The organism is Actinomadura sp. NBRC 104412, assembly GCF_030269515.1.
Classification (GTDB): Bacteria; Actinomycetota; Actinomycetes; order Streptosporangiales; family Streptosporangiaceae; genus Spirillospora.
Genome location: NZ_BSTM01000005.1, coordinates 63,747 through 84,924 on the forward strand (window position 1 = coordinate 63,747; position 21,178 = coordinate 84,924).

The 21,178-nt window shown below is 71.0% G+C and carries 19 protein-coding genes and 1 tRNA gene; 4 read left to right on the forward strand and 16 right to left on the reverse strand.

Features of this window, described 5'->3' with window-relative positions; translation table 11 throughout:
- Positions 1 to 7: 7 nt before the first annotated feature.
- From QSK21_RS08320 to QSK21_RS08360, 9 genes are all read right to left on the reverse strand, one after another.
- The gene (locus QSK21_RS08320; RefSeq protein WP_285694782.1) at positions 8 to 1,618 is read right to left on the reverse strand and encodes a monocarboxylic acid transporter; all 1,611 of its coding nucleotides are present in this window, start codon (positions 1,616 to 1,618) and stop codon (positions 8 to 10) included.
- A complete protein-coding gene (locus tag QSK21_RS08325) occupies positions 1,615 to 1,968 on the reverse strand; it encodes a DUF485 domain-containing protein (protein ID WP_285694784.1) in 354 nt (117 codons plus the stop codon). Before QSK21_RS08325 ends, QSK21_RS08320 begins: the two co-directional genes overlap by 4 nt.
- Before the next feature lie 204 nt (positions 1,969 to 2,172).
- Complete coding sequence (locus QSK21_RS08330; protein WP_285694786.1) at positions 2,173 to 3,906, reverse strand: sodium/solute symporter; 1,734 nt, start codon at positions 3,904 to 3,906, stop codon at positions 2,173 to 2,175.
- Positions 3,903 to 4,346: a hypothetical protein gene (locus QSK21_RS08335; protein WP_285694787.1), complete on the reverse strand. Its 444-nt coding sequence runs from the start codon at positions 4,344 to 4,346 to the stop codon at positions 3,903 to 3,905. The genes QSK21_RS08330 and QSK21_RS08335 overlap by 4 nt, the downstream gene beginning before the upstream one ends.
- Positions 4,343 to 5,140, reverse strand: a complete 798-nt coding sequence (locus tag QSK21_RS08340) for a LytR/AlgR family response regulator transcription factor (RefSeq protein WP_285695084.1) — start codon at positions 5,138 to 5,140, stop codon at positions 4,343 to 4,345. Before QSK21_RS08340 ends, QSK21_RS08335 begins: the two co-directional genes overlap by 4 nt.
- Positions 5,141 to 5,223: 83 nt before the next feature.
- Positions 5,224 to 6,468: a sensor histidine kinase gene (locus QSK21_RS08345; RefSeq protein ID WP_285694788.1), complete on the reverse strand. Its 1,245-nt coding sequence runs from the start codon at positions 6,466 to 6,468 to the stop codon at positions 5,224 to 5,226.
- Between the two features lie 52 nt (positions 6,469 to 6,520).
- Positions 6,521 to 7,597 carry a 2OG-Fe(II) oxygenase family protein gene (locus QSK21_RS08350; RefSeq protein WP_285694789.1) on the reverse strand — a complete coding sequence of 359 codons (1,077 nt, stop codon included), beginning with the start codon at positions 7,595 to 7,597 and terminating at the stop codon, positions 6,521 to 6,523.
- A 207-nt stretch (positions 7,598 to 7,804) separates the two neighbouring features.
- Positions 7,805 to 8,401 (reverse strand): hypothetical protein, encoded by a 597-nt coding sequence (locus QSK21_RS08355; protein ID WP_285694791.1) that lies wholly within the window; start codon positions 8,399 to 8,401, stop codon positions 7,805 to 7,807.
- Positions 8,402 to 8,410: 9 nt separating this feature from the next.
- Positions 8,411 to 10,912, reverse strand: coding sequence for an ATP-dependent Clp protease ATP-binding subunit (locus tag QSK21_RS08360; RefSeq protein ID WP_285694793.1), 2,502 nt, complete (start codon positions 10,910 to 10,912; stop codon positions 8,411 to 8,413).
- A 110-nt stretch (positions 10,913 to 11,022) separates the two neighbouring features.
- On the opposite strand from QSK21_RS08360, the gene QSK21_RS08365 reads away from it, so the two are divergent.
- The gene (locus QSK21_RS08365) at positions 11,023 to 11,691 is read left to right on the forward strand and encodes a TetR/AcrR family transcriptional regulator (RefSeq protein WP_285694795.1); all 669 of its coding nucleotides are present in this window, start codon (positions 11,023 to 11,025) and stop codon (positions 11,689 to 11,691) included.
- Here QSK21_RS08365 and QSK21_RS08370 read toward each other — a convergent pair.
- Together QSK21_RS08370 and QSK21_RS08375 are read right to left on the reverse strand one after the other, a co-directional pair.
- The gene (locus tag QSK21_RS08370) at positions 11,639 to 12,397 is read right to left on the reverse strand and encodes a DUF72 domain-containing protein (protein ID WP_285694796.1); all 759 of its coding nucleotides are present in this window, start codon (positions 12,395 to 12,397) and stop codon (positions 11,639 to 11,641) included. The two genes, QSK21_RS08365 and QSK21_RS08370, sit on opposite strands and share 53 nt — an antisense overlap.
- A 41-nt stretch (positions 12,398 to 12,438) precedes the next feature.
- On the reverse strand, positions 12,439 to 13,077 hold the full coding sequence (locus QSK21_RS08375) for a DsbA family oxidoreductase (protein WP_285694798.1): 639 nt from the start codon (positions 13,075 to 13,077) through the stop codon (positions 12,439 to 12,441).
- Positions 13,078 to 13,116: 39 nt separating this feature from the next.
- Here QSK21_RS08375 and QSK21_RS08380 point away from each other — a divergent pair, with 39 nt between their 5' ends.
- Both QSK21_RS08380 and QSK21_RS08385 read left to right on the forward strand, forming a co-directional pair.
- Positions 13,117 to 13,494, forward strand: a complete 378-nt coding sequence (locus QSK21_RS08380; RefSeq protein ID WP_285694800.1) for a nuclear transport factor 2 family protein — start codon at positions 13,117 to 13,119, stop codon at positions 13,492 to 13,494.
- A 68-nt stretch (positions 13,495 to 13,562) separates the two neighbouring features.
- Entirely contained in the window at positions 13,563 to 14,714 is a 1,152-nt protein-coding gene (locus QSK21_RS08385) for an endonuclease/exonuclease/phosphatase family protein (RefSeq protein ID WP_285694801.1), read from the forward strand.
- 651 nt (positions 14,715 to 15,365) lie between these two features.
- Here QSK21_RS08385 and QSK21_RS08390 read toward each other — a convergent pair.
- Positions 15,366 to 15,438 (reverse strand) — tRNA-Asn (locus QSK21_RS08390).
- Between the two features lie 140 nt (positions 15,439 to 15,578).
- Here QSK21_RS08390 and QSK21_RS08395 point away from each other — a divergent pair.
- Positions 15,579 to 15,860: a YtxH domain-containing protein gene (locus QSK21_RS08395; RefSeq protein ID WP_285694802.1), complete on the forward strand. Its 282-nt coding sequence runs from the start codon at positions 15,579 to 15,581 to the stop codon at positions 15,858 to 15,860.
- Here QSK21_RS08395 and QSK21_RS08400 read toward each other — a convergent pair.
- From QSK21_RS08400 to QSK21_RS08415, 4 genes are all read right to left on the reverse strand, one after another.
- A complete protein-coding gene (locus QSK21_RS08400; protein WP_285694803.1) occupies positions 15,857 to 16,336 on the reverse strand; it encodes a hypothetical protein in 480 nt (159 codons plus the stop codon). The two genes, QSK21_RS08395 and QSK21_RS08400, sit on opposite strands and share 4 nt — an antisense overlap.
- 10 nt (positions 16,337 to 16,346) lie before the next feature.
- Entirely contained in the window at positions 16,347 to 17,660 is a 1,314-nt protein-coding gene (locus QSK21_RS08405; RefSeq protein ID WP_285694804.1) for an MGH1-like glycoside hydrolase domain-containing protein, read from the reverse strand.
- Positions 17,661 to 17,840: 180 nt separating this feature from the next.
- The gene (locus QSK21_RS08410; RefSeq protein WP_285694805.1) at positions 17,841 to 18,650 is read right to left on the reverse strand and encodes an HAD family hydrolase; all 810 of its coding nucleotides are present in this window, start codon (positions 18,648 to 18,650) and stop codon (positions 17,841 to 17,843) included.
- Positions 18,647 to 21,103 (reverse strand): phosphoribosyltransferase, encoded by a 2,457-nt coding sequence (locus QSK21_RS08415; RefSeq protein WP_285694806.1) that lies wholly within the window; start codon positions 21,101 to 21,103, stop codon positions 18,647 to 18,649. The genes QSK21_RS08410 and QSK21_RS08415 overlap by 4 nt, the downstream gene beginning before the upstream one ends.
- Between the last annotated feature and the right edge of the window lie 75 nt (positions 21,104 to 21,178).

The window sequence follows — 21,178 nt, forward strand, 5'->3', positions numbered from 1 at the left end:
GGGGCCGTCAGTGATGCACGGCTTTCTCCGCACCCGCGCCCGTGAGGGCGCGGACCTCGATCTCGGCGTACTTGCCGCCGTTGGACTCCTTGCTGAAGATCGTCCCGAGCCAGCCGCACACGAAGCCGAACGGGATCGAGATGATGCCGGGGTTCTCCAGCGGGAACCAGCTGAAGTCGGCGTCGGTGAACAGGGCCCGCTCGTTGCCGGACACGACCGGGGAGAAGACGACCAGGAAGATGGCCGAGCCCAGGCCGCCGTAGATGGCCGCGACGGCCCCCGCGGTGTTGAACCTCTTCCAGAACAGGCTGTAGAGGATCGCGGGCAGGTTCCCCGACGCGGCGACCGCGAACGCCAGCGCCACCAGGAACGCCACGTTCAGCCGCTGGGCGTAGATGCCCAGGACGATCGAGACGGCGCCGATGACCAGGGCGGCGATGCGGGCGACACGGATCTCGTCGCGCTCGGTCGCGGTGCCCTTCTTGAACACGTGCGCGTACAGGTCGTGCGCGAACGACGAGGACGAGGCGAGGGTGAGCCCGGCGACGACCGCGAGGATCGTCGCGAACGCGACCGCGGCGATGACCGCCAGCAGGATGGTGCCGCCCGCGTCGCCGAAGATGTCGTTGCCGATCGCCTCGGCGAGCTGCGGCGCGGCGGTGTTGCCCGCCGTGTTCTGCTCGCGGATGGTCTCCGTCCCGACCAGCGCGGCGGCGCCGAAGCCCAGCACCAGGGTGAGCAGGTAGAACGCGCCGATGATGCCGATGCCCCAGAAGACGGACTTGCGGGCGTCGCGGGCGGTCGGGGTGGTGTAGAAGCGGATCAGGATGTGCGGCAGCCCGGCGGTGCCCAGCACCAGCGCCAGGCCGAGGCTGATCAGGTCGAGCTTGCCGGTCAGGCCCGTCGCCTCGGTGGCGTAGCGCAGCCCCGGCTCCAGGAACGCCTCGTTCTTGCCGCTCTGTTCGGCCGCGTCCCGCAGCAGCGTGGATAGGTTGAAGCCGAACTTGCCCAGCACCAGCAGGGTGACCAGGGTCGCGCCGCCCATCAGCAGCACGGCCTTGACGATCTGCACCCAGGTGGTGCCCTTCATCCCGCCGAACACCACGTAGATGATCATGAGTGCGCCGACCAGTGCGATCGTGGCGCCCTTGGCGAAGTCGCCGGTGAAGCCGAACAGCAGGGCCACCAGCGCGCCCGCGCCCACCATCTGGGCCAGCAGGTAGAAGATCGACACGGCGATGGTGGACACCCCCGCGGCGGTGCGCACCGGCCGCGGGCTCATCCGGAACGCCAGCACGTCGGCCATCGTGAACCGGCCCGAGTTCCGCAGCAGCTCGGCGACCAGCAGCAGCGCGACCAGCCAGGCCACCAGGAAGCCGATCGAGTAGAGGAACCCGTCGTAGCCGTACAGGGCGATCAGGCCGGCGATGCCCAGGAACGAGGCGGCGGACATGTAGTCGCCGCCGATCGCCAGCCCGTTCTGCACACCGGAGAAGGAACGGCCTCCCGCGTAGAAGTCGGTGGCGTCCTTGGTGTGCCGGCTGGCCCAGACGGTGATGGCCAGGGTGCCCGCCACGAAGCTGAGGAACAGGATGACGGCCAGGGTCTCGTGGCTCATCGAGCCCCTCCTTCCGTGCCGGGGGTCGCGGTCTCGGCCTCGACCTGCTTGCGCAGCTTGTCGGCGAGCGGGTCGAGCGTGCGCTCGGCGTGCCGCGCGTACAGCCAGGCGATCAGGAACGTCGACGCGAACTGCAGCAGGCCGAAGATCAGGGCGATGTTGATGAACCCGATGACCTGGGTGCCGAGGAATTCCCGCGCCCAGCCGGACAGCACCACGTACAGCAGGTACCAGGCGAGGAAGGCCGCCGTCATCGGGAACGCGAAACGCCGGAACCTGGCGCGCAACTGCTGGAACTCCTCGGTTCCCTGGAATCGTTCATAAACGGAGTCGGAACCCCGTTCCTTCACTACCACGACGCCTCCTCGGTTGTGACGCTGGTCACGCGCCACCGTAGGGAGAGGCGGGGGACGCGGCGAGGGGAAAGGGCGGAGAGTGCGGCAAGCCGCCGCACTCGATCGCTGATCTACGAGTGGCGTCGATGAGCGGTCGGTGTGCCGCGACGAACGGTCGCCGTCCCGCCCCCGCCGCGCGGCGGGACGCCCGCGCGGCGCTCAGACCCGCCTGGGACGCCAGGTGCCCCGGTCCACGTCCAGCGACTCGGGGGTGTGCAGCCGCACCATCATGCGGACCACGCCGGGCGGCACCTGGCGCGGCGTGCACCACGACACGACGATCATCGTGGCGAAGGCGAGTGGGACGGTCCACGCGGCGGGCTGGGCCAGCAGCGCGCCCGCCAGCCCGGACGGCGGCCCGGCGGCGATCGTCACCACCACCGCGGCGCCGGCCAGCACACCGCCGGTGGCCAGCCCGGCCAGCGCGCCCGCGACGGTCAGCCGCCGCCACCACACGCCGAGCACCAGCAGCGGGCAGCAGGTGCTCGCCGCCACCGCGAACGCCAGCCCGACCACGTCCGCGACGGACAGCTCGCGCGCGGCGATCGCCAGCCCCAGCGGGACGATCAGCGCCAGCACCGTCGCCGCCCGGAACGAGCGGACGCCGCCGCGCAGGATGTCCTGCGCGAGCACCCCGGCGACCGACACGGTGATCCCGGACGAGGTGGACAGGAACGCCGCCACCGCGCCACCGGTCACCAGCGCTCCCAGCAGGTCACCGCCCAGCCCGCCGATGACCCGTCCGGGCAGGGTGAGGACGACCGCGTCCGTGCGACCCGTCATCAGCAGCTCGGGGGTGTAGAGGCGGCCGAGCGCCCCGTACAGGGCGGGCAGCAGGTAGAAGGCGCCGAGCAACGACAGCACCATCACGGTCGTGCGGCGCGCGGCCTTGCCGTCGGGATTGGTGTAGAAGCGCACCAGGACGTGCGGCAGCCCCATCGTGCCCAGGAACGTGGCCAGGATCAGCGAGTACGTGGCGTAGATGGAATGGTCGCGCCCTGCCAGGGGCATGGCCCATTCCCGGTCGGTGCGCACGGGCGTCCCTTTGACGTGCGGGACGTCGGCGCCCGCGGGGAACGTGACCGTGGTGCCGTTGTCGATGCGGTGCGGCCCGGCGCCCAGGGTGATCTCCGAGCCGTCGTACCGGCGGCCGTCCACGTGCCCGTCCGCCGTGACCCGCACCGGCGTGATCACCTCGACCGTCACGGGCAGGCCGATCGAGACGGCGGTGCGCTCGGCGAACCGCGGCGGCGCGTCCCGGGACGACAGGTCGGGGGCGCCGTCGAACCGCCACGCCAGCAGCAGGAAGATCAGCGGCACGGCCAGCGCGGTCAGCTTCATCCAGTACTGGAACGCCTGGACCAGGGTGATGCTGCGCATCCCGCCCGCGAGCACGTTGGTGGCCACCACGACGGCGATCAGCACGCCGCCGCTCCACAGCGGCGCGCCCACCACCGTGCGCAGGACCAGTCCCGCGCTCTGGAACTGCGGCAGCAGGTACAGCCAGCCGATCAGCACCACCAGCACGCTCGTGGCGCGGCGCACCGCCATCGACTCCAGCCGCGCCTCGGCGAAGTCGGGCAGGGTGTAGGCGCCGGAGCGGCGCAGAGGCGCGGACACCAGCACCAGCAGCACCAGGTAGCCGCCCGTCCAGCCGACCGGCAGCCACAGCATGTCCGCGCCGTAGGCCAGGATCAGCCCGGCGATGCCCAGGAACGAGGCGGCCGACAGGTACTCGCCGCCGATCGCGGAGGCGTTGCGCAACGGCGTGACGGTACGGGACGCCACGTAGAAGTCGGACGTGGTGCGGGAGATCCGCAGGCCGAGCGTGCCGATCAGCAGGGTGGCGATGACCACCAGCACGACCCCGGCAAGCCCGTAAGCGGCGGTCACCTGCCCCCTTCCAGCCCCCGGTCGGCACGGCCGCCGTCACGGTGGTCACGGCCGCCGTCGACGAGGTCGGCGAAGTCGCGCTCGTTGCGCTCGGCCGTCCGCACGTACCACCAGCCGCACGCCACGAACCACGGGTAGATCAGCCCGGCCAGCACCACCCAGGCCAGCGGCACGCCGCACACCCGTACCACCCGCAGGTCGGGGACCAGCGCGAACAGCGCGGGGATGCCGAGCACCACGACGGCCAGCGTCAGGCACAGCCGCAGCGCCAGCCGCAGTTGCGTCTGCACGAGGGAGCGCATGTACGCCTCGCCCAGCCCGGTCTGCTCGTCGATCTCCCGCGTCACCGGGTACCGGGGGCGGCGCGCGGCACGGGTGCGCGGCGAGGTCACCAGGACCCGCCCCGGCACCGGCCGCCCGTTCTGCCGTTCGGTGGTCACGGCGCCCGCCTCGCCTTGCGGACGAGCAGATCGCGCAGCTCCCGGATGTGGCGCCGGCTGACCGGAAGCTCCGCGCCGGCGACCCGGATGGTGCAGCGTCCCGAGTCCAGCCGCAGCTCCTCGATGGCCGACAGCGCCACCAGATGGCTGCGGTGCACCCGGACGAACCCGGCGCCGCGCCACCGTTCCTCCAGCGCGGCCAGCGGGATCCGCACCAGGTGGCTGCCGGCCGCCGTGTTCAGCCGGGCGTAGTCGCCCTGCGCCTCCACGTACAGCACCTCGGCGGGCGCGACGAACCGGGTGACACCGCTCAGCTCGACCGGCATCGGCTCCGGCTCGGCGGCCCCGCCCGTCCGGGACGCCGCCTCGGCGTCCTCGCCCTCGGCCTCCGACACCCGCCTGATCGCCTCCGCCAGCCGTTCCGGACGGACCGGCTTGAGGATGTAGTCGGTCGCCTTGATCTCGAACGCGTCGACCGCGTGCCCCTCGTAGGCGGTGACGTACACGATGTGCGGCGCCCGCGTGAACTGGGCGAGCACCCGGCCCAGCACGGTGCCGTCCAGGCCGGGCATGCGGATGTCGAGGAAGACGGCGGCGATCGGGCGTCCCTCGCCCAGCGCCCGGTCGAGCCAGCGCAGCGCGGACGCGCCGTCCCGGGCGGTGCACACCTCGCCGATCCGCGGATCGGCGCGCAGATGGTGGACGAGGTCGTCCAGGGCGGGAGCTTCGTCGTCCACCGCCAGGACCCGCAGTCCCACCGCACCGTCCTTCCCCGTGCCGTCGTGCCGCACCATGTCGTAGATCACATTCCAGTCATGTGCGGGTCACCAGTCAACCGCCCGACCGCCCTGGTGGGAACCCCTCCCGATCCGGCGGGTCAGGACGCGGTCACACCGGGGCGGTATTTCGGTACGCGCAACGTCACCTTCGTACCCGCGCCGGGCCCCGTCTCCACCGCCAGGCCGTACTCGTCGCCGTACACCTGGCGCAGCCGGTCGTCCACGTTGGCGAGGCCGATGCCGGCCGCCGTCTCCGACCTGACCCGGTCCGCGCCCTCCCCGTCCGCGCCGTCCCGCGCGGCCCGGTCCTCACCGGCCAGCAGCCGCCGCACCCCCTCCGGGTCCATGCCGATCCCGTCGTCGTCCACGCTGATCACGCAGTCGGCCCCGGCGTCCTCGGCCACGATCGTGATGTGACCGCGCGCCGAACGGTCCTGCAACCCGTGCCGGACCGCGTTCTCCACCAGCGGTTGCAGGCACAGGAACGGGACGGCGACGGGCAGCACCTCGGGCGCGATCCGCAGCGTGACCCGCAGCCGGTCCTCGCCGAACCTGGCCCGCTGCAACAGCAGGTACCGGTCGATGCACCGCAGCTCCTCGGCCAGCGTGGTGAAGTCGCCGTGCCGCCGGAACGAGTAACGGGTGAACCCGGCGAACTCCAGCAGAAGCTCGCGGGCGCGCTCGGGGTCGCTGCGCACGAACGAGGCGATGGTGGTGAGCGAGTTGTAGATGAAATGCGGCGAGATCTGCGCGCGCAGCGCCCGCATCTCCGCCTCCATCAGCAGCGTGCGGGACCGGTCGAGCTCGGCCAGCTCAAGCTGCGCGTCCATCCACTGCGCCACCTCCTCGGCGGCGCGGATCAGCCCGGCGGGCACCTCCTCCCCGTACGCGGCGAGGGTGCCCACGACCCGGTCGTCGGTCGTGAGCGGCACCACCACGGCCCGCCGGATCGGGCAGTCGAGCCGGTCGCACTCCACGTCGTGCACCTGCGTGCGCCCGTTCCCCAGTGTGACCTCGGCGAGCCGCAGCACCTGCTCGGCGTGGTGCTCGTGCGCGCCGTCCCACGCCAGCGCCCGCTCCCCGTCGGTGATGGCCAGGGCGGCGGAGCCGAGCAGGGCGCGCAGGTGCCGGGCGGCCTTCTGCGCGCCCTGCTCGGTCAGCCCTGCGCGCAGCGCGGGCGCGGCCCTGGACGCAGTGTGCAGTGTCTCGAAGGTCGCACGCCGCGCCGGGCCTCCCAGGTTGCCGCCGCGCGCGACGCCGCCCCGGCTCTGGACCCGCCACCACACGAGCGCCGGCGCCCAGGTGAGCACCAGCGCTGCGACCACCGCGACGACCACGTCCATGGCGTAAAACTATTCCGCTCACGCATCCGGCGCTCGTCTCTCCCGGGCCCGATCATCGGGACAGGGGTGCGGCGCGGAGCCGGTCCAGGACGTCCAGGCGGCCGTCCCCCAGGATCCGCCTGGTCGCGGCCCGTTCGGGATGGCGGCGCATCATCATGGTGGTGAAGTGCGTGCCGTAGTGCAGTCCCTCCTGCCGGTCCGCGTCGTCCAGCAGCGGACGCAGCGTGGTCTCGAACGCGGGCTCGTGGTAATAGGCCAGGGCATGGTGCTCGGTGCCGGCGAGGGCCACCTTGTGCGGTGTCGACAGGATGTACCCGCCCGTCAGGAACTGCATGACGTCCCCCGGATACACCGAGAGGACCCCCGGGGCGGGAGGGATCCGGATCCACGGCTCATCGTCCTCGTACAACCCGGCGGTGCTCTCGGACTCCAGCCAATTGCGCGGGCGCCGCTCCCCCTGGACGGGCGGCCGGATGGACAGCCCGCCCACCTCGTCCTGCACGGCGATGATCAACAGGCCGTAGTCGGTGTGCGCGCCGATCCCGTGCGCGGGCCGCCGCGTGCCCGGCCCCTCCTCTTCGGCGGGGAAACGCAGCACGCGCAGGTGATGCCAGCCGTCGTGGGTCAGCCGGGTCAGCTCGTCCGGCGCCGGGAGCCCCAGGCCGAGCGCCACCAGCCGCAGCAGCGTGTCGCCCACGGCCCCGGCCATGTCCATGAACGCCCGCATCGCCAGCCGGTACTCGCAGTCGGGCCACGGCACCGGCCCGTGGCACGGCCAGCGCTCCCGCACCCGCGCGTCCCCGGCCGGGACGTCCTTGCACACGGTGAAGATCTCCGGGCGCCCGGTCTCCCCCACCCCCGCGACCCCCGCGTCCGCGGCCTCGCCGAAGATGCCGTAGCCGCTGTAGGACAGGTCGCTGACATGCCGCGCCTTGTACTCCACCGGCAGGGAGAAGAACAGCCTGCCCGCGGTCGTCGCCGTGATGATCCGCTGCGCCTGGACGGGACTGGTGGCGATCTGGAAGAGCCCGTCCGACCGCCAGGCATCGACCATGCCGCGGCCCAGCGCGCGGTCGGACGGCGTCCCGCGCACCGTCTCCGGCAACCGGAAGGTCCTCAGTGCGGCCATCTAGGGATCCCTCCTTGGGGGTGACCGGTTTCCCGCCGATACCGTGCCTTCTGCCATGTGCCTGATGCCATGTGCCTGCTGCCATCTAAGGCCGGGGAGTGCCCGCGCGGTGACGCTTTCGCCGCGTTCTGCGCCCAACGAACGTGCATCATCGGCAAGTGGCCGTCTCCAGCGCCGAACGGCACCCGGATGCGGGCCTTCAGGGCCTCAGGACACGCCGGCGTCGAGCCGGGCGAGGACCGGGCCGAGCAACTCGTTCAGCTCGGCGACCACGACGACGAGGGCGCGGTGCGCCGCCTCGGCCGCCTCGTCACGGCGGCGCGGCCCCGTGGGCATCTCCGGGGCGGCGGGCAGCCGATCCAGCGGGACGGGCGCGTCCACCCGCACGGTGGTGCGCAGGTACGGGACCTTGGCCAGGTCACGCTCGGCCGGCTCCACGAACTGGCCCAGCACCTCGGGCCAGCCCTGCCAGCCGCGGTCGTGCCACCAGTCACGGGACGCCGCCAGCGCGGCCGGCGGCGGCGCGGCCAGCGCGATCCGCGCGGTCAGCGAGCCGTCCCAGGTGTTGCGGACGAGCGAGGCCGACAGGACGCGGCGGTGCCACCGCACGAAGCCCGGCTCGCTGATCGGGGGCGTGGCGACGCGCCAGGCCGCGCAGCAGAACGCGACCGGCGCGATGTCGCCCCACGCCCCGTCGAACTCGCCGATGTTCTCCCAGAGCCGTTCGGTGTAGCGGCCGCCGGCGCCGCGCGAGCGCGCGCGGTCGTCCCGCTCATCGATCCAGAACGCCTGCCGGACGCCCATGCCCGCCGGTCAGAGGGACGTGATGCCGGCCGCGGGCGGAGCGTCGGGGACGCTGCCCGGCTTCGGGACGCCCTTGAAGGTGAACGTGGCGTCCTCGCCGGTGCCCTCGGTGCCGACGATCACGATCTGGCCGGACTTCACCTCGTTGTACAGGATCCGCTCCGACAACTGATCCTCGATCTCCCGCTGGATCGTACGGCGCAGCGGACGGGCGCCCAGCACCGGGTCATACCCCCGCTCGGCCAGCAGGTCCTTGGCCTCCTGACGCAGCTCGATACCCATGTCCCGGTCCTTGAGCCGCTCGTCCACCTTGGCGATCATCAGATCCACGATCTGGATGATCTCCTTGGGCGTCAGCTGGTGGAAGACGATGGTGTCGTCGACGCGGTTGAGGAATTCGGGGCGGAAGTGCTGCTTGAGCTCCTCGCCGACCTTGGCCTTCATCCGCTCGTAGGACCCCTGCTCGTCGTTGGCACGGGAGAAGCCCAGCGACTGGCCCTTGGAGATGTCCCGGGTCCCCAGGTTGGTGGTCATGATGATCACGGTGTTCTTGAAGTCGACCACCCGGCCCTGGGCGTCGGTCAGCCGGCCGTCCTCCAGGATCTGCAGCAGGCTGTTGAAGATGTCCTGGTGGGCCTTCTCGATCTCGTCGAACAGCACCACCGAGAACGGCTTGCGCCGCACCTTCTCGGTGAGCTGGCCGCCCTCCTCGTACCCGACATAGCCGGGCGGGGAACCGAACAGCCGCGAGACGGTGTGCTTCTCCATGAACTCCGACATGTCGAGCTGGATCAGCGCGTCCTCGTCCCCGAACAGGAACTCCGCCAGCGTCTTGGACAGCTCGGTCTTCCCCACACCCGACGGCCCGGCGAAGATGAACGAACCACCCGGACGCTTGGGATCCTTGAGCCCGGCCCGCGTGCGGCGGATCGACTGCGACAGCGACTTCACCGCGTCGTCCTGGCCGATCACGCGTTTGTGCAGCTCGTCCTCCATGCGCAGCAGCCGGGTGCTCTCCTCCTCGGTGAGCTTGAAGACCGGGATGCCGGTGGCGGTGGCCAGGACCTCGGCGATCAGCTCCTCGGTGACCTCCGCGACGACGTCCATGTCGCCCGCGCGCCATTCCTTCTCGCGCTGCGCCTTGCGTCCGAGGAGCTGCTTCTCCGAGTCGCGCAGGGCCGCGGCCTTCTCGAAGTCCTGCGCGTCGATCGCGGACTCCTTCTCCAGCCGGACGCCCGCGATCTTCTCGTCGAACTCGCGCAGGTCCGGCGGCGCGGTCATGCGGCGGATCCGCATCCGCGAACCGGCCTCGTCGATCAGGTCGATCGCCTTGTCCGGCAGGAACCGGTCGCTGATGTAACGGTCGGCGAGCCGCGCCGCGGCCACCAGCGCCCCATCGGTGATCGACACGCGGTGGTGCGCCTCGTACCGGTCGCGCAGCCCCTTGAGGATCTCGATGGTGTGCGACAGCGACGGCTCGGCCACCTGGATCGGCTGGAACCGCCGCTCCAGCGCCGCGTCCTTCTCCAGGTACTTGCGGTACTCCTCAAGCGTGGTCGCGCCGATCGTCTGGAGCTCGCCGCGTGCCAGCGGGGGCTTGAGGATGGACGCGGCGTCGATGGCGCCCTCGGCCGCGCCCGCGCCGACCAGGGTGTGCAGCTCGTCGATGAACAGGATGATGTCCCCGCGGGTGCGGATCTCCTTGAGCACCTTCTTCAGGCGCTCCTCGAAGTCACCCCGGTACCGCGACCCGGCCACCAGCGCGCCCAGGTCGAGCGTGTAGAGCTGCTTGTCCTTGAGCGTCTCGGGCACGTCCCCCTTGACGATCTTCTGCGCCAGGCCCTCGACCACCGCGGTCTTGCCCACGCCGGGCTCGCCCACCAGCACCGGGTTGTTCTTGGTACGGCGGGACAGCACCTGCATGACCCGCTCCATCTCCATTTCCCGGCCGATCACCGGGTCGAGCTTGCCCTCCCGGGCCGCCTGCGTGAGGTTGCGGCCGAACTGGTCGAGCACCAGGGAGGTCGAGGGACCCGCCTCGGTCTGCTCCCCGGTTCGGGACGCGCCCTTCTCCGGGTAGCCGTGCAGGAGCTGGATCACCTGCTGGCGCACCCGGTTCAGGTCCGCCCCGAGCTTCACCAGGACCTGGGCCGCGACGCCCTCGCCCTCACGGATCAAGCCAAGGAGAATGTGCTCGGTACCGATGTAGTTGTGACCGAGCTGCAAAGCCTCCCGCAGCGACAGCTCCAGCACCTTCTTGGCACGCGGAGTGAACGGGATGTGCCCCGAAGGGGCCTGCTGCCCCTGGCCGATGATCTCCTCGACCTGCTGGCGCACCGCTTCCAAACTCACGCCGAGACTTTCCAGGGCCTTGGCCGCGACGCCCTCGCCCTCGTGGATCAGGCCAAGGAGGATGTGCTCGGTGCCGATGTAGTTGTGGTTGAGCATCCTGGCCTCTTCCTGAGCCAGGACGACGACGCGCCGTGCGCGGTCGGTGAACCTCTCGAACATCTCCTCAGCCCCCTGCTGTGGCCCCGGTAGGGCCCTGCCGCGGCTCCGCAAGGAAACGGAGTCTATACTTCGCTTCAGCGTAGGGAGCGGCGGCGGCGCCGTCAACGATCGTGGTCGGCATTCGGGCCGCGATCGCCCAGAGCAGAACGCACGAGCACGGGAGCGACCAGCCGATGGCCTCGTACGAGCCCGCCCCCGCGGGGAGACCGCAGCCCACTCCCGCGGGGAGACCGCTCCGCGCGGACGCCCGGCGCAACCGGACGCGCATCCTCGAAGCGGCCGAGGCCGTGTTCGCCGCCAAGGGCTCCGCCGCCTCGACCGAGGAGATCGCGCAGCAGGCGGGCGTGGGGATCGGCACCGTCTTCCGGCACTTCCCGACCAAGGAGGCGCTGCTTCAGGCGATCATCGCGGCGCAGGCGGCACGGCTGGCCGACGACATCGAGGGGCTGCTGCGCGGCGGCGACCCGGCCACCGCGCTGTTCACCTTCTTCACCGGCATGACCGAGCGGGCGGCACGGACCAGGACCGTGATCGATCTGCTCGCCGAGGCGGGCATCGCCATCAGCGTGTCCAAGCCCGTGCACGGGCTGCGCCGGGCCATCGAGGACCTGCTGGCCAACGCGCAGGACGCGGGCACCGTACGCAAGGACGTCAGCGCGCCGGAGGTGATCGCGCTGCTCGTGGGGGTGTGCCAGGCGACGGTGCACACCGCCTGGGACCCGGAGGTCATGAACCGGACGCTGGCGATCGTGTTCGACGGGCTCCGGCCAAGGCCGTGAACCGCAGGGCGTCCCGGACGGCCGCCCCGCCCGGATCGTTGTTGAAGTAGACGTAGGCGTCGTTCCCGTCCGCGTCCCAGGTGTCGTCCAAGCGTCGCGCCCACGTCCGCAGCGCCTGGTCGCCGTAGTGGGGCCACGGCCGGGCGGCGCCCTCGTGGAACCGCAGGTACCCCCAGTCCGCGGTGCGCCACAGCGGGGTCTGGGGACGTCCCAGGCGATCGGCCCAGCACAGCGCCGCGCCGTGCCGCTCCAGGACGGCGCGCGTCTCGTCCGTCCACCAGGAGGCGTGCCGGGGTTCGACCGCCACCCGCACGTCGCGCGGGAACCGCGCCAGGCAGTCCGACAGCAAGCCGGGATCGGCCCGCAGGGTGGGCGGCAGTTGCAGCAGGACGGGCCCGAGCCGGGGACCCAGCGCCTGAGCCACCCCCATCAACCGCGCCACGGGCTCCGCCGGGTCCTTGAGCCGCCTGATATGGGTCAGGTAACGGCTGGCCTTGAGCGCCATCACGAACCCATCGGGCGTCCTGTCCCTCCAGGACTCGAAGGTCTCCCTGCGCGGCAGCCGGTAGAACGCCCCGTTGTTCTCGCACGTCGGGAACACCTCGGCGTACCGCTCAAGCCATAGCCGCTGGGGAAGTCCCTTCGGGTAGAGGACCCCACGCCAGTCCGCGTACTGCCACCCCGAAGTGCCGACGTACACAGGCATGGGCCGTTCATTCCCTCTACCCGCACGATGAGTCCAGGCGTCTAACCCGCGGCCGTCCGCAACAGACGTTCGAAGACTTCGACGGGCTGTGCGCCGCTCACCAGGTACCGGCCATTGGCCACGAACGCGGGCACGCCCCTCACCCCGATCTCGGCCGCCTCCCTTTCATCGGCCCGCACGGCGTCGGCGTAACGGTCCCCCTTCAGGACCTCCCACGTCGCCGCCTCATCAAGCCCGGCCTTCGTCACCTCCGCGACCAATGTCTCCCGGTCGCCCAGGGCGACACCCTCACTCGTGTAGGCCGTCATCAGCCGTTCCCGCACGGCGTCCCCCACACCCTGGTCGACCGCGAAATGCATCACCCGATGGGCGTCGAACGAGTTCACCGGCCACGACTCGTCCAGCCGGTACGTCAACCCCACCTCGGCCGCGATCGCGGTCACCCGGGCATTGGCCTCGGCGGCCTGCTCCGCCGTCATTCCGTACTTCCGCTGGAGAAGCTCAGGCGCCCGCTCCACCGCCTCGGTGGGCGCGTTCGGATCGAGCTCGAAACTCCGCCACCGCACCCGCACCGCGTCACGATGCTCGAAACCCTCAAGCGCCGCCTCGAACCTCCGCTTCCCAATGAAGCACCAAGGGCAGACAAGGTCCGACCAGACATCAACCGTGATCTCCACCATGTACGCAGCGTACGCGCCGGAACTGGCAGCATGTCATGCGTGGACAGAGCCTCCGTCGCAGCATGGGTCGACGCCTACGAAAGAGCCTGGCGCACCCCCGGCACCGAGCCGCTGGCCGACCTGTTCTCCCCGGACGTCTCCTACCTGCCGTCCCCATGGGCGACCCCGATCCAGGGCCTCTCCAGCCTCACCCCATGGTGGGACTCCGAACGCCACGGCCCCGACGAACCGTTCACCATGACCCGCGACATCGTGGCCGTCGACGGCGACACGGCCGTAGTGAGGCTGGAAGTCCACTACCAGCAAGACACCCCATCCCGTTGGCGCGACCTCTGGATCCTGCGCTTCAACGACAACGGCCTTTGCACCGCCTTCGAGGAGTGGCCCTTCACTCCAGGCCAACCGGACGGCCACTGAACGCTTATTCCCTGTCCGACTGATCGTTCAGTAATGTCGGCATCCCGAAAATCTGGGAAGGAGCCGGGATGCTGAAGGCCGCCCTGCGTAAGACCCTGCCCGTGCTGGGCGCCGCCCTGCTGATCGGCTCCATGCCGGGTGCGGCGCTGGCCACCGACCGCAACGGGCAGGTGGCGCGGGTGATGACGCGCAACCTGTATCTGGGCGCCGACCTCACCCCGGCGCTCGGCGCGCCCGACCTCCCCTCGTTCGTCGACGCCGGGGGCGCGGTGGTACGGCAGGTGACCGCGACGAACTTCCCGGTGCGGGCGCGCGGCCTGGCGGCGGAGATCCTCGGCCGGCGGCCGGATCTGGTCGGCCTCCAGGAGGTCGCCCTGTGGCGTACGGGCCCGCCCTCGCTCGCCCCGGTGCTCGGCGGCCCCAAGACGGCCACCACGGTCCGCTACGACTTCCTGCGCCTGCTCCTCGACCGTCTGAACGCCGGCAAGGTGCGCTACCGCCCGGTCGTCGTTCAGGAGGAGTTCGACTTCGAGGCGCCGGTCAACGAGAACACCGTCCGCGGCGACGGCCCCCAGCCCACGCCGGACGCCGAACTGAACGTCCGCCTCACCATGCGCGACGTCATCCTGGCCCGCGTCGACGGCGGCGTGCACACCTCCGCCGCGGCGGGCGGCTCCTTCCAAAACCTGCTCACCGTGCCGATCGTCGGCGTCCCCATCACGGTGACCCGCGGCTGGACCAAGGTCGACGCGAAGGTGCGCGGTGCGCGGTTCCGCCTCGTCAACACCCATCTGGAGGCGTTCGACCCGCGCACGGTCCACCCGAGCATCCGAGCCCGCCAGGCCGCCGAACTGGTGGCCCCGGGCGGCCCCGCCACCGGCCGCCTGCCCGTGGTGCTCCTGGGCGACCTCAACTCCGACGACGACACCGTCGTCCCCGACGACCAGCAGGCGTACCGCGTCCTGCTGGACGCCGGCCTGGTCGAGCGAAGCACCGCCGTCCCGCTGAGCTGCTGCATCAACTCGCCCAACCTGAACACCGGCACCGCCGCCGATTTCGACCACCAGGTCGACCACATCATGACCAACGCCCCGGCCACCGTCCGCCTGCTGAACTCAACGGTCACCGGCCGCTCGATGACCAACGGCCTCTGGAACTCCGACCACGCCGGAATAACCAGCACCCTCCACATCCACCGAAAGCACCACCACCGCCACTGACCCGACCACGAATCCGGCGCAGGGGACGGCGCGGACCCAGGGTGCGGCCGCTGCACCCGATCCCTACCGCCCGGCCCCCGCACGCATCGCGCACAACCCGCCTGCGTGTGGGCCTGGAAAGTGATGCGCAGCTGATCCGTTCGGTGCCATGGGGCTTGCCTGGGGTCACCAACCATGACCTGTTGCGGCGGGCGGGGGTTCCGGCTGTCGGAGGCGGCTGGGCCGGCCCGGTACGTCGCCCAACAGTACTTGTGGCAACGGCCAGACGGTGCCGATGTGCGATGGCCACGCGCTGGGCAGTCGCCGCGGCCTGGTCGGCGCCATCACCCGACTGGACGCGGAGGCTCGGCCATGAGCAGCATCGTGGTGTTCTGGCCGAGCCTCTGGATGGTCGCCGAGCCGGCCGGGCTGGAGGCGGCCGAATAGAAGCCGCAGACGTGCGACACAGCCTTGTCTCTCTGCGTCTTTCTGCGTCCGCCAGGGGCACAGCGGGACGCAGGTCACGGAGAAGGTCTGCCGGCAGCAGTTCCGGCCGGTGATCCAGGACGGCGCCGAGGCCATGGAGCGATCTTTGCGAACCTCAACTCGACCGGCTGATACTCGGTTTGATACTCAGGACGCCTGACCTGGAGTTTCAGGGGTGTTGATCTGCTCCCGCGATTGGACTCGAACCAATAACCTGCCGGTTAACAGCCGGCTGCTCTGCCGATTGAGCTACGCGGGATGGGGCGGGCTTGGTGGCCTGCCAGCGGGTCTAGGTTAGCGCATGCCGGGAGGTGTTCGCGCACGGTTAAAGGCCGGGCGACTGGGCGGGCGGTTCCTGGGTATGTGGGAGGGCACTACACCGCTGACCCGGGGGTTGGTATGAAATTCCGCACGACGTTCATCATGGGTGCGGCGGTCGGCTACGTCCTGGGGACGAAGGCCGGGCGCGAACGGTACGAGCAGATCATGCAGGCGACGCGGCGGCTGGGCGAGAACCCCAAGGTCCAGGAGGCCGCCGAGACGCTGCGCAGCAAGGGCGGCGAGATCGCCGGGGCCGCCAGGGAGCGGGTGCCCGAGCAGATCGGGCAGCGGATCCCAGGGCGGAACCGGGAGATGCCGCGCGAGTACCAGGATCCCCGGCAGGAGACGGCCAAGCCCTAAAGGCCGGTCTGCCTGCGCAGGTCTTGGAGGACCTGTTCGGCCTGGGCCCGCAGGCCCGGGTCGGACGGGTCCAGACCTGGGGCGAAGACGAAGGACCAGCGGACGTCCCCGCCGGTGGCGGGGCGACGGCCGGCGATCCGTACGGTGCCCCCGCCGGGGAGCCGGGCGTCGCGGCTGATCACGACGGTGGCGGTGACGCGTTCCCGTACGGTCTCGGGGACGGAGCCGGGTTCGACCAGGCGGACGTGGTGCTCGGGGCCGCCCGCCGTTTCGTGCACGTGGAGCCAGCCGTCCTTCCAGGACGCCTGGTCGATGCGTTCCCAGGGCAGGCGGGTGAAGGTTCCGGAGGGGGTCGGGAGGTGCAGGGCGGTGGAGGTCGCGACGACGTAGGAGCCTCCGCGGGTGGGTGCGGTGGCCAGGGCGCGCTCGCCCTTCTCCAGGGTGAGCCGGTCGCGTATCTGCCGGGAGAGGCGCATGGACCTCACGTTACGCGGCCTGCGGGGCGCGGCGGGCACCGAGGAGGTCAAGGATGAGGGCGGCGGACCAGCTGTAGTCGTGGCTGCCGCGGCCCGACCCGTCGAAGGGGTCGAAGAACTCGCGGAACCCGGACTGGCGGACGAGGCGCAGCGTGGAGCCGTAGAGAAGGTCGGCGATGACGCCGAGGCCGTGGCCGAGGGCGCCCAGCCACAGGAGCCAGTTGGTGTTGACCCAGGTGGGACCGCGCCAGTATGCGTGGCGGTCGAACGTGGGGGCCTGGAGGTCGCACGTGGGGACGGGGTATCCGGCGGCTCCGGCGAAGCGCGCGGACAGCAGCAGGTCCACCAGGTTGCGGACGTGGAGGGTTGGGAGTTCCGGGTCGAGGAGCGGCGCGAAGGCGGTGACCGTGACGACGGGCAGGAGAGTGTCGGCGCGGATGTCGCGTGCGCGGAAGCAGCCGGCGTCGCAGTCCCATAGCCGGTCGAGGAGCGCGCGGTGGATGCGCTGGGCGTGTTCTTGGTGCGGTACGGGGTCACGGCCGATGATTTGGGCGAGTTCGGCCAGGGCGTGGGTGGAGGCGAGGTAGGTGGCGTTGACCAGGGGGTCCTCTACAGCGAAGGGGTGGGCGTCGCGCAGGTAGTCGGTTCCGTAGCCGGACTCGCGCAGGAGGGTTACGAGCCATACGTAGCGGTCGTAGTCCTCGCCTGTGGGCTGGGATCGCCGGGTGTAGTGGGCCGGTGGCGGGTGGACGGCGCTGAGGGGGTCGTCCCAGGCGGGGCTGTTGTCGAGGCCGGATTCCCAGGGATGGCATATGGACATCAGGCCGCTGGAGCACAGGTCCCGGGATTGGGCGAGGTAGCGGTGCTGCGCCACCAGCATCGGGTAGAGGCGTTGCAGGAAGGCCCGGCTGCGTTCGGCCTCGGAAGGGTGAGCGCATTCGTGCAGGCGCAATGCGGCCAGCGCGTGCAGGGGCGGCTGGGTGAGGCCCGAGGTGTGGACGCCGCGAGGCGCGGCGGGCTGGCGGTCACTGCGCCACAGTTCGGGGCCGGGGAAGTACGCGTGCCGCTCAAGGGTGCGGTTGAAAACGATGTGCGGAAGCAGGCCGTCGGCCCACTGGCCACGGAAGAGGGACAGCAGTTCCCGTTCGGCGCGGTCGCGGCGGTGCCGGGCAAGGCCCATGCAGACGAACGCCGAGTCCCAGCTCCACTGGTGCGGGTAGAGACCGGGCGACGGGATGGTGGCGGTCCCCGTCCAGTTGGCATCGAGCACCCGGGCCGCGGCTTCCCACAGCGCGGTCTCGTCACCTGTCAGACGGGTAGTCATGGACCTCCCGATCGCATCGCGCCTCGTCGGGGCGGGTGGCGCGGCATGGGTGCGGGGTTCCAGGGGTCATCCGATTGTTACCGTTGAACGTGCTCCTGGGCGACCCTGCGTCCGGCGGTGTTTGTCTTCGTCGGCCGCCACGGTTTCGTGATTGCCAGGCGATTCCCCGGGGTGAGCGGGCTATGTGCCAACGGACTGGTCGAGCAGCCAGGCGGTGATCTCCTCTCCCGCGGCGATGCCGCTTGCGGTGGTGACGGCGGTGGACGGAGACGTCCACCCGGTGTCGTGCAGTTCGCCGTGGGCGGGCCTGATGGAGGCGTGCGCTGCTTCCAGGAGTTCGGTGTCGAGGAGGGAGTCCCCGGCGGCCAGCATGCGTTGGGTGCCGGCGCGCCGGGCCACCTCTGCCGCCGCGGCGGCCTTGGTGAGGCTCTCGGGCAGGCAGTACACCTTGCGGCCTTGCAGGGACGTACGCCAGCCGCGTTCGGCACACCAGCCGGAGAGGTCCTCCACCCAACCTGCGGGCATCGCCTTCCTGTCCACCACGGCATAGGCGAACAGCCCCGAGGCTTCGCGGCGTTTGAGGACGAACGGCCCGCTCACGCGTACGAGCTGTTCGCGTACCTCGTCCAAGGACGTGCCCGACTCCGCCGCGCGCGCTTGGACGGCGGCCGACCAGTCGAGGTCTTCGACGCCGTCCACCAGGATGCGTCCGCCGTTCGCGCAGATGGCGTAGGGCGCGGGCTTCTCCAGCAGGTGAACGCGGGCGTATTGCTCAGGTGTACGCGTCGTCGTAGGGACGAGCGTGGTCACCTTGGCGAGGGCCTCCAGAGCACGGGCGGCCGTCTCCGTCATGTAGGAAAGGGGCGCCGCGTGATACAGCTCCACGCACAGAAGACGGGGCATGCCCGCATCGGGACGGCCGTCCAAGCCGAGGGCCGACGTGGAGTAGATGAGCGTGCGGTCGAGGTCGGTGCATACGAGAACGCTCATTGCACGGCCCCCTGTCCGAACCGGGGATGGATCAATCCCATGCAGGCGTACGGGATCGCGTCGGGTTCGACCTCTTCCACGGGGACGCCCCGTTCGGCGGCCAGCAGCCTGATGTGCGTCAGGTCGGCCCCCGCGTCCGCCCTGGCCAGGACCTTCCACGGGACGCGGCGCAGCAGCACGCGGGTGGTCTCCCCCACCCCCGGCTTGATCAGGTTGAGGTCGTCGATGCCGTAGGCCCGGCCCACCTCCCGGACGGCCTCCCAGCCCGACCAGTCGGGCGTCCGGTCCGCGGCGAGCAGGCCCGGCAGGTCCGCGGCGACCCGTCCGGCGACGTCGGGGAAGCGCGCGCAGACCGCGTCGAGGAAGACCGTGGACACGTCGGCCTCGGCCAGCTCCGCGTAGAACTTGGCGCCGTGGAAGTCGCCGGGCCCGATCAGGTCGCGGTTCAGGACGGTACGGCTGACCAGTCCCGACACCGTCGAGTTCAGGCAGGCGGACGGGATGAGGAAGTCGTCCCTGGTGCCGTGCAGGGGCGTGCACCGGCCGGGATCGGCCAGCACCGCCAGGTCGTCGGGAAACCGCCGTCCGGTGGCGGCGGCGTGCGCGCCGAGGGCGGCGGTGAGCTGCCGGGCGATGGCGCCCTTGCCCGTCCAGCCGTCCACGAACATCACCCGCGCCGGGTCGTGCCGGGCGGCGATGTAGGCCAGAGCCACATCGTCTATGCCGCGTCCCCGCACGATGCTGATCGCGTAATGCGGCAGGTCGAGGCCGTGCGCGAACCGCGCCCAGCGCCGCACCAGGATCCCGACGGGGGTACCCGCACGGGCCAGTGACACCAGCACCGCGTCCCGTCCGCGTTCGGCCAGGATCATTTCGGTGATGACCCCGGTCGCGTAGGCCAGCCTTTCCGCGGACGCGTCCAGGGCCCGGTGGAAGAGCTTCTGGTACGCGGGGCTGGGCTGATACTCGATGGGCAGGGATTCGGCGTAGTGAGCCCGCCCCGCCTGTATGGCCGCTTCGCGCTCCTCCGTGGGCGCTTCAAGGCGCACATGGGACAGGTCCTTGAGCAGCCACGCCACGTCCTCGGCCGGGTAGCTGCCGAAGGCGGGTCCGTAGAGCGCCCTGGCCGACGCTGCGCGCCTGTACGAGGGGACGGTGGCCAGCACCACAGGCGCCAGCCGTGACAGTTGCGCGAGCAGGCCGTCCTCAAGGGCAGGCGTGTCACCGACGTCGTCGACCACGAACACGATCGCGTCGAAGTCACGGGAGACGTTGTAGGCGTACCGTTCCCCCGGCCCATCGGCCGGGTCGTCGTGCGCGGGGAACACCAGCCGTATGCGGATGGCGTAGCCGGGATCGTCCACAGCGAGAACGGGTGAGCGGGTCGTGGTCGAGTAGCGCACGTCCACGCCGTCCGGTAGCGCGTCGGCCAGAGCCTCGGCCAGGCGCAGCGGCGCGTACATCAACTCCTCGAAGCCCAGGACCAGCACCCGGTTCGCGCCCTCGACGACGGGGACGAGCCGGCTCGCCATGCCCGGCAGCTCTTTCTCCAGCCTCTCGCGATGCTCGGGCAGGAATCCGTGCCGTCCCCCATCAGGAAGCCCCTCGGGCCACGACAGGTCCGCCCGCGCCACGGCATGGGGCCGCGCCTCCCCGGCGAACGGCTCGCTCTCCACCAGAGAGGCCACCAGAGTCTGTCCGGCCTCAAGGATGCCGTCAGGCAGCGATACCCGTCCCGTGGCCAGCGCCACGACATCGATGCGGGCCCCCAGGGAGGCGGCGAAGGACTCAAAGGACGCCCTGTCATCGTCATCGCGCAGATCGACCAGGGCGGCCACCACATACCGCTCGCGTGGACGGACCGCGTGCAACGCCCCGATGGTGTTCGTCACCGTCCGCCCGGTGGACAACTCGTCGTCCACCAGAACGAGCGGCACATCCCTGCCGAACAGGCCAGGGTCGCCTGGGAGGAGCAGGTGGCTCGTGGCGTGACTGTGCTCCTCCTCAAAGCCCCCATAGGTATCGAAGCCATCGACGGGACGTCGGGTCGAGTGCAGGTAGAAGGCGCCTCCCAGAGCGTCCGCCACGGAGTGCCCCAAGGCGGTCGCAGTCTCCGCATAGCCGAGCACGACCGCGTCCACGGGCTCACGTGGCTCCGTCAGGCGATCACGCAGGTCCGAGGCCGCCCCCGGACGCCCGTGCAGGGCATCCCGTAGCAAGGCACCGGCCTCACGCGGTGGCGCCCCGAGACATCGCCTGACGAGGTCGCCCAGTAACAGGCCCGCCCCGTACACAAGGCGCGGGTCGGTGGGGACGTGCTTGCCCAGTACGGCCGACACCAGCAGATGCGCACGCCGGGGGTTGCGGCGCACCGCGAGGCCCACCAGGTCCTCCATGCCGGCCCCCGTAGGGCGTTCACGGTCGTGGAGGCGGACGCCCAGACGCGCGGCCACCCACTCCCCCGGCCAGGTTCCCGCGCGCTCTCGGCGCTCCCCTGGAGGCTCTTCCGGAGCCGCGGGCGCCGTCGC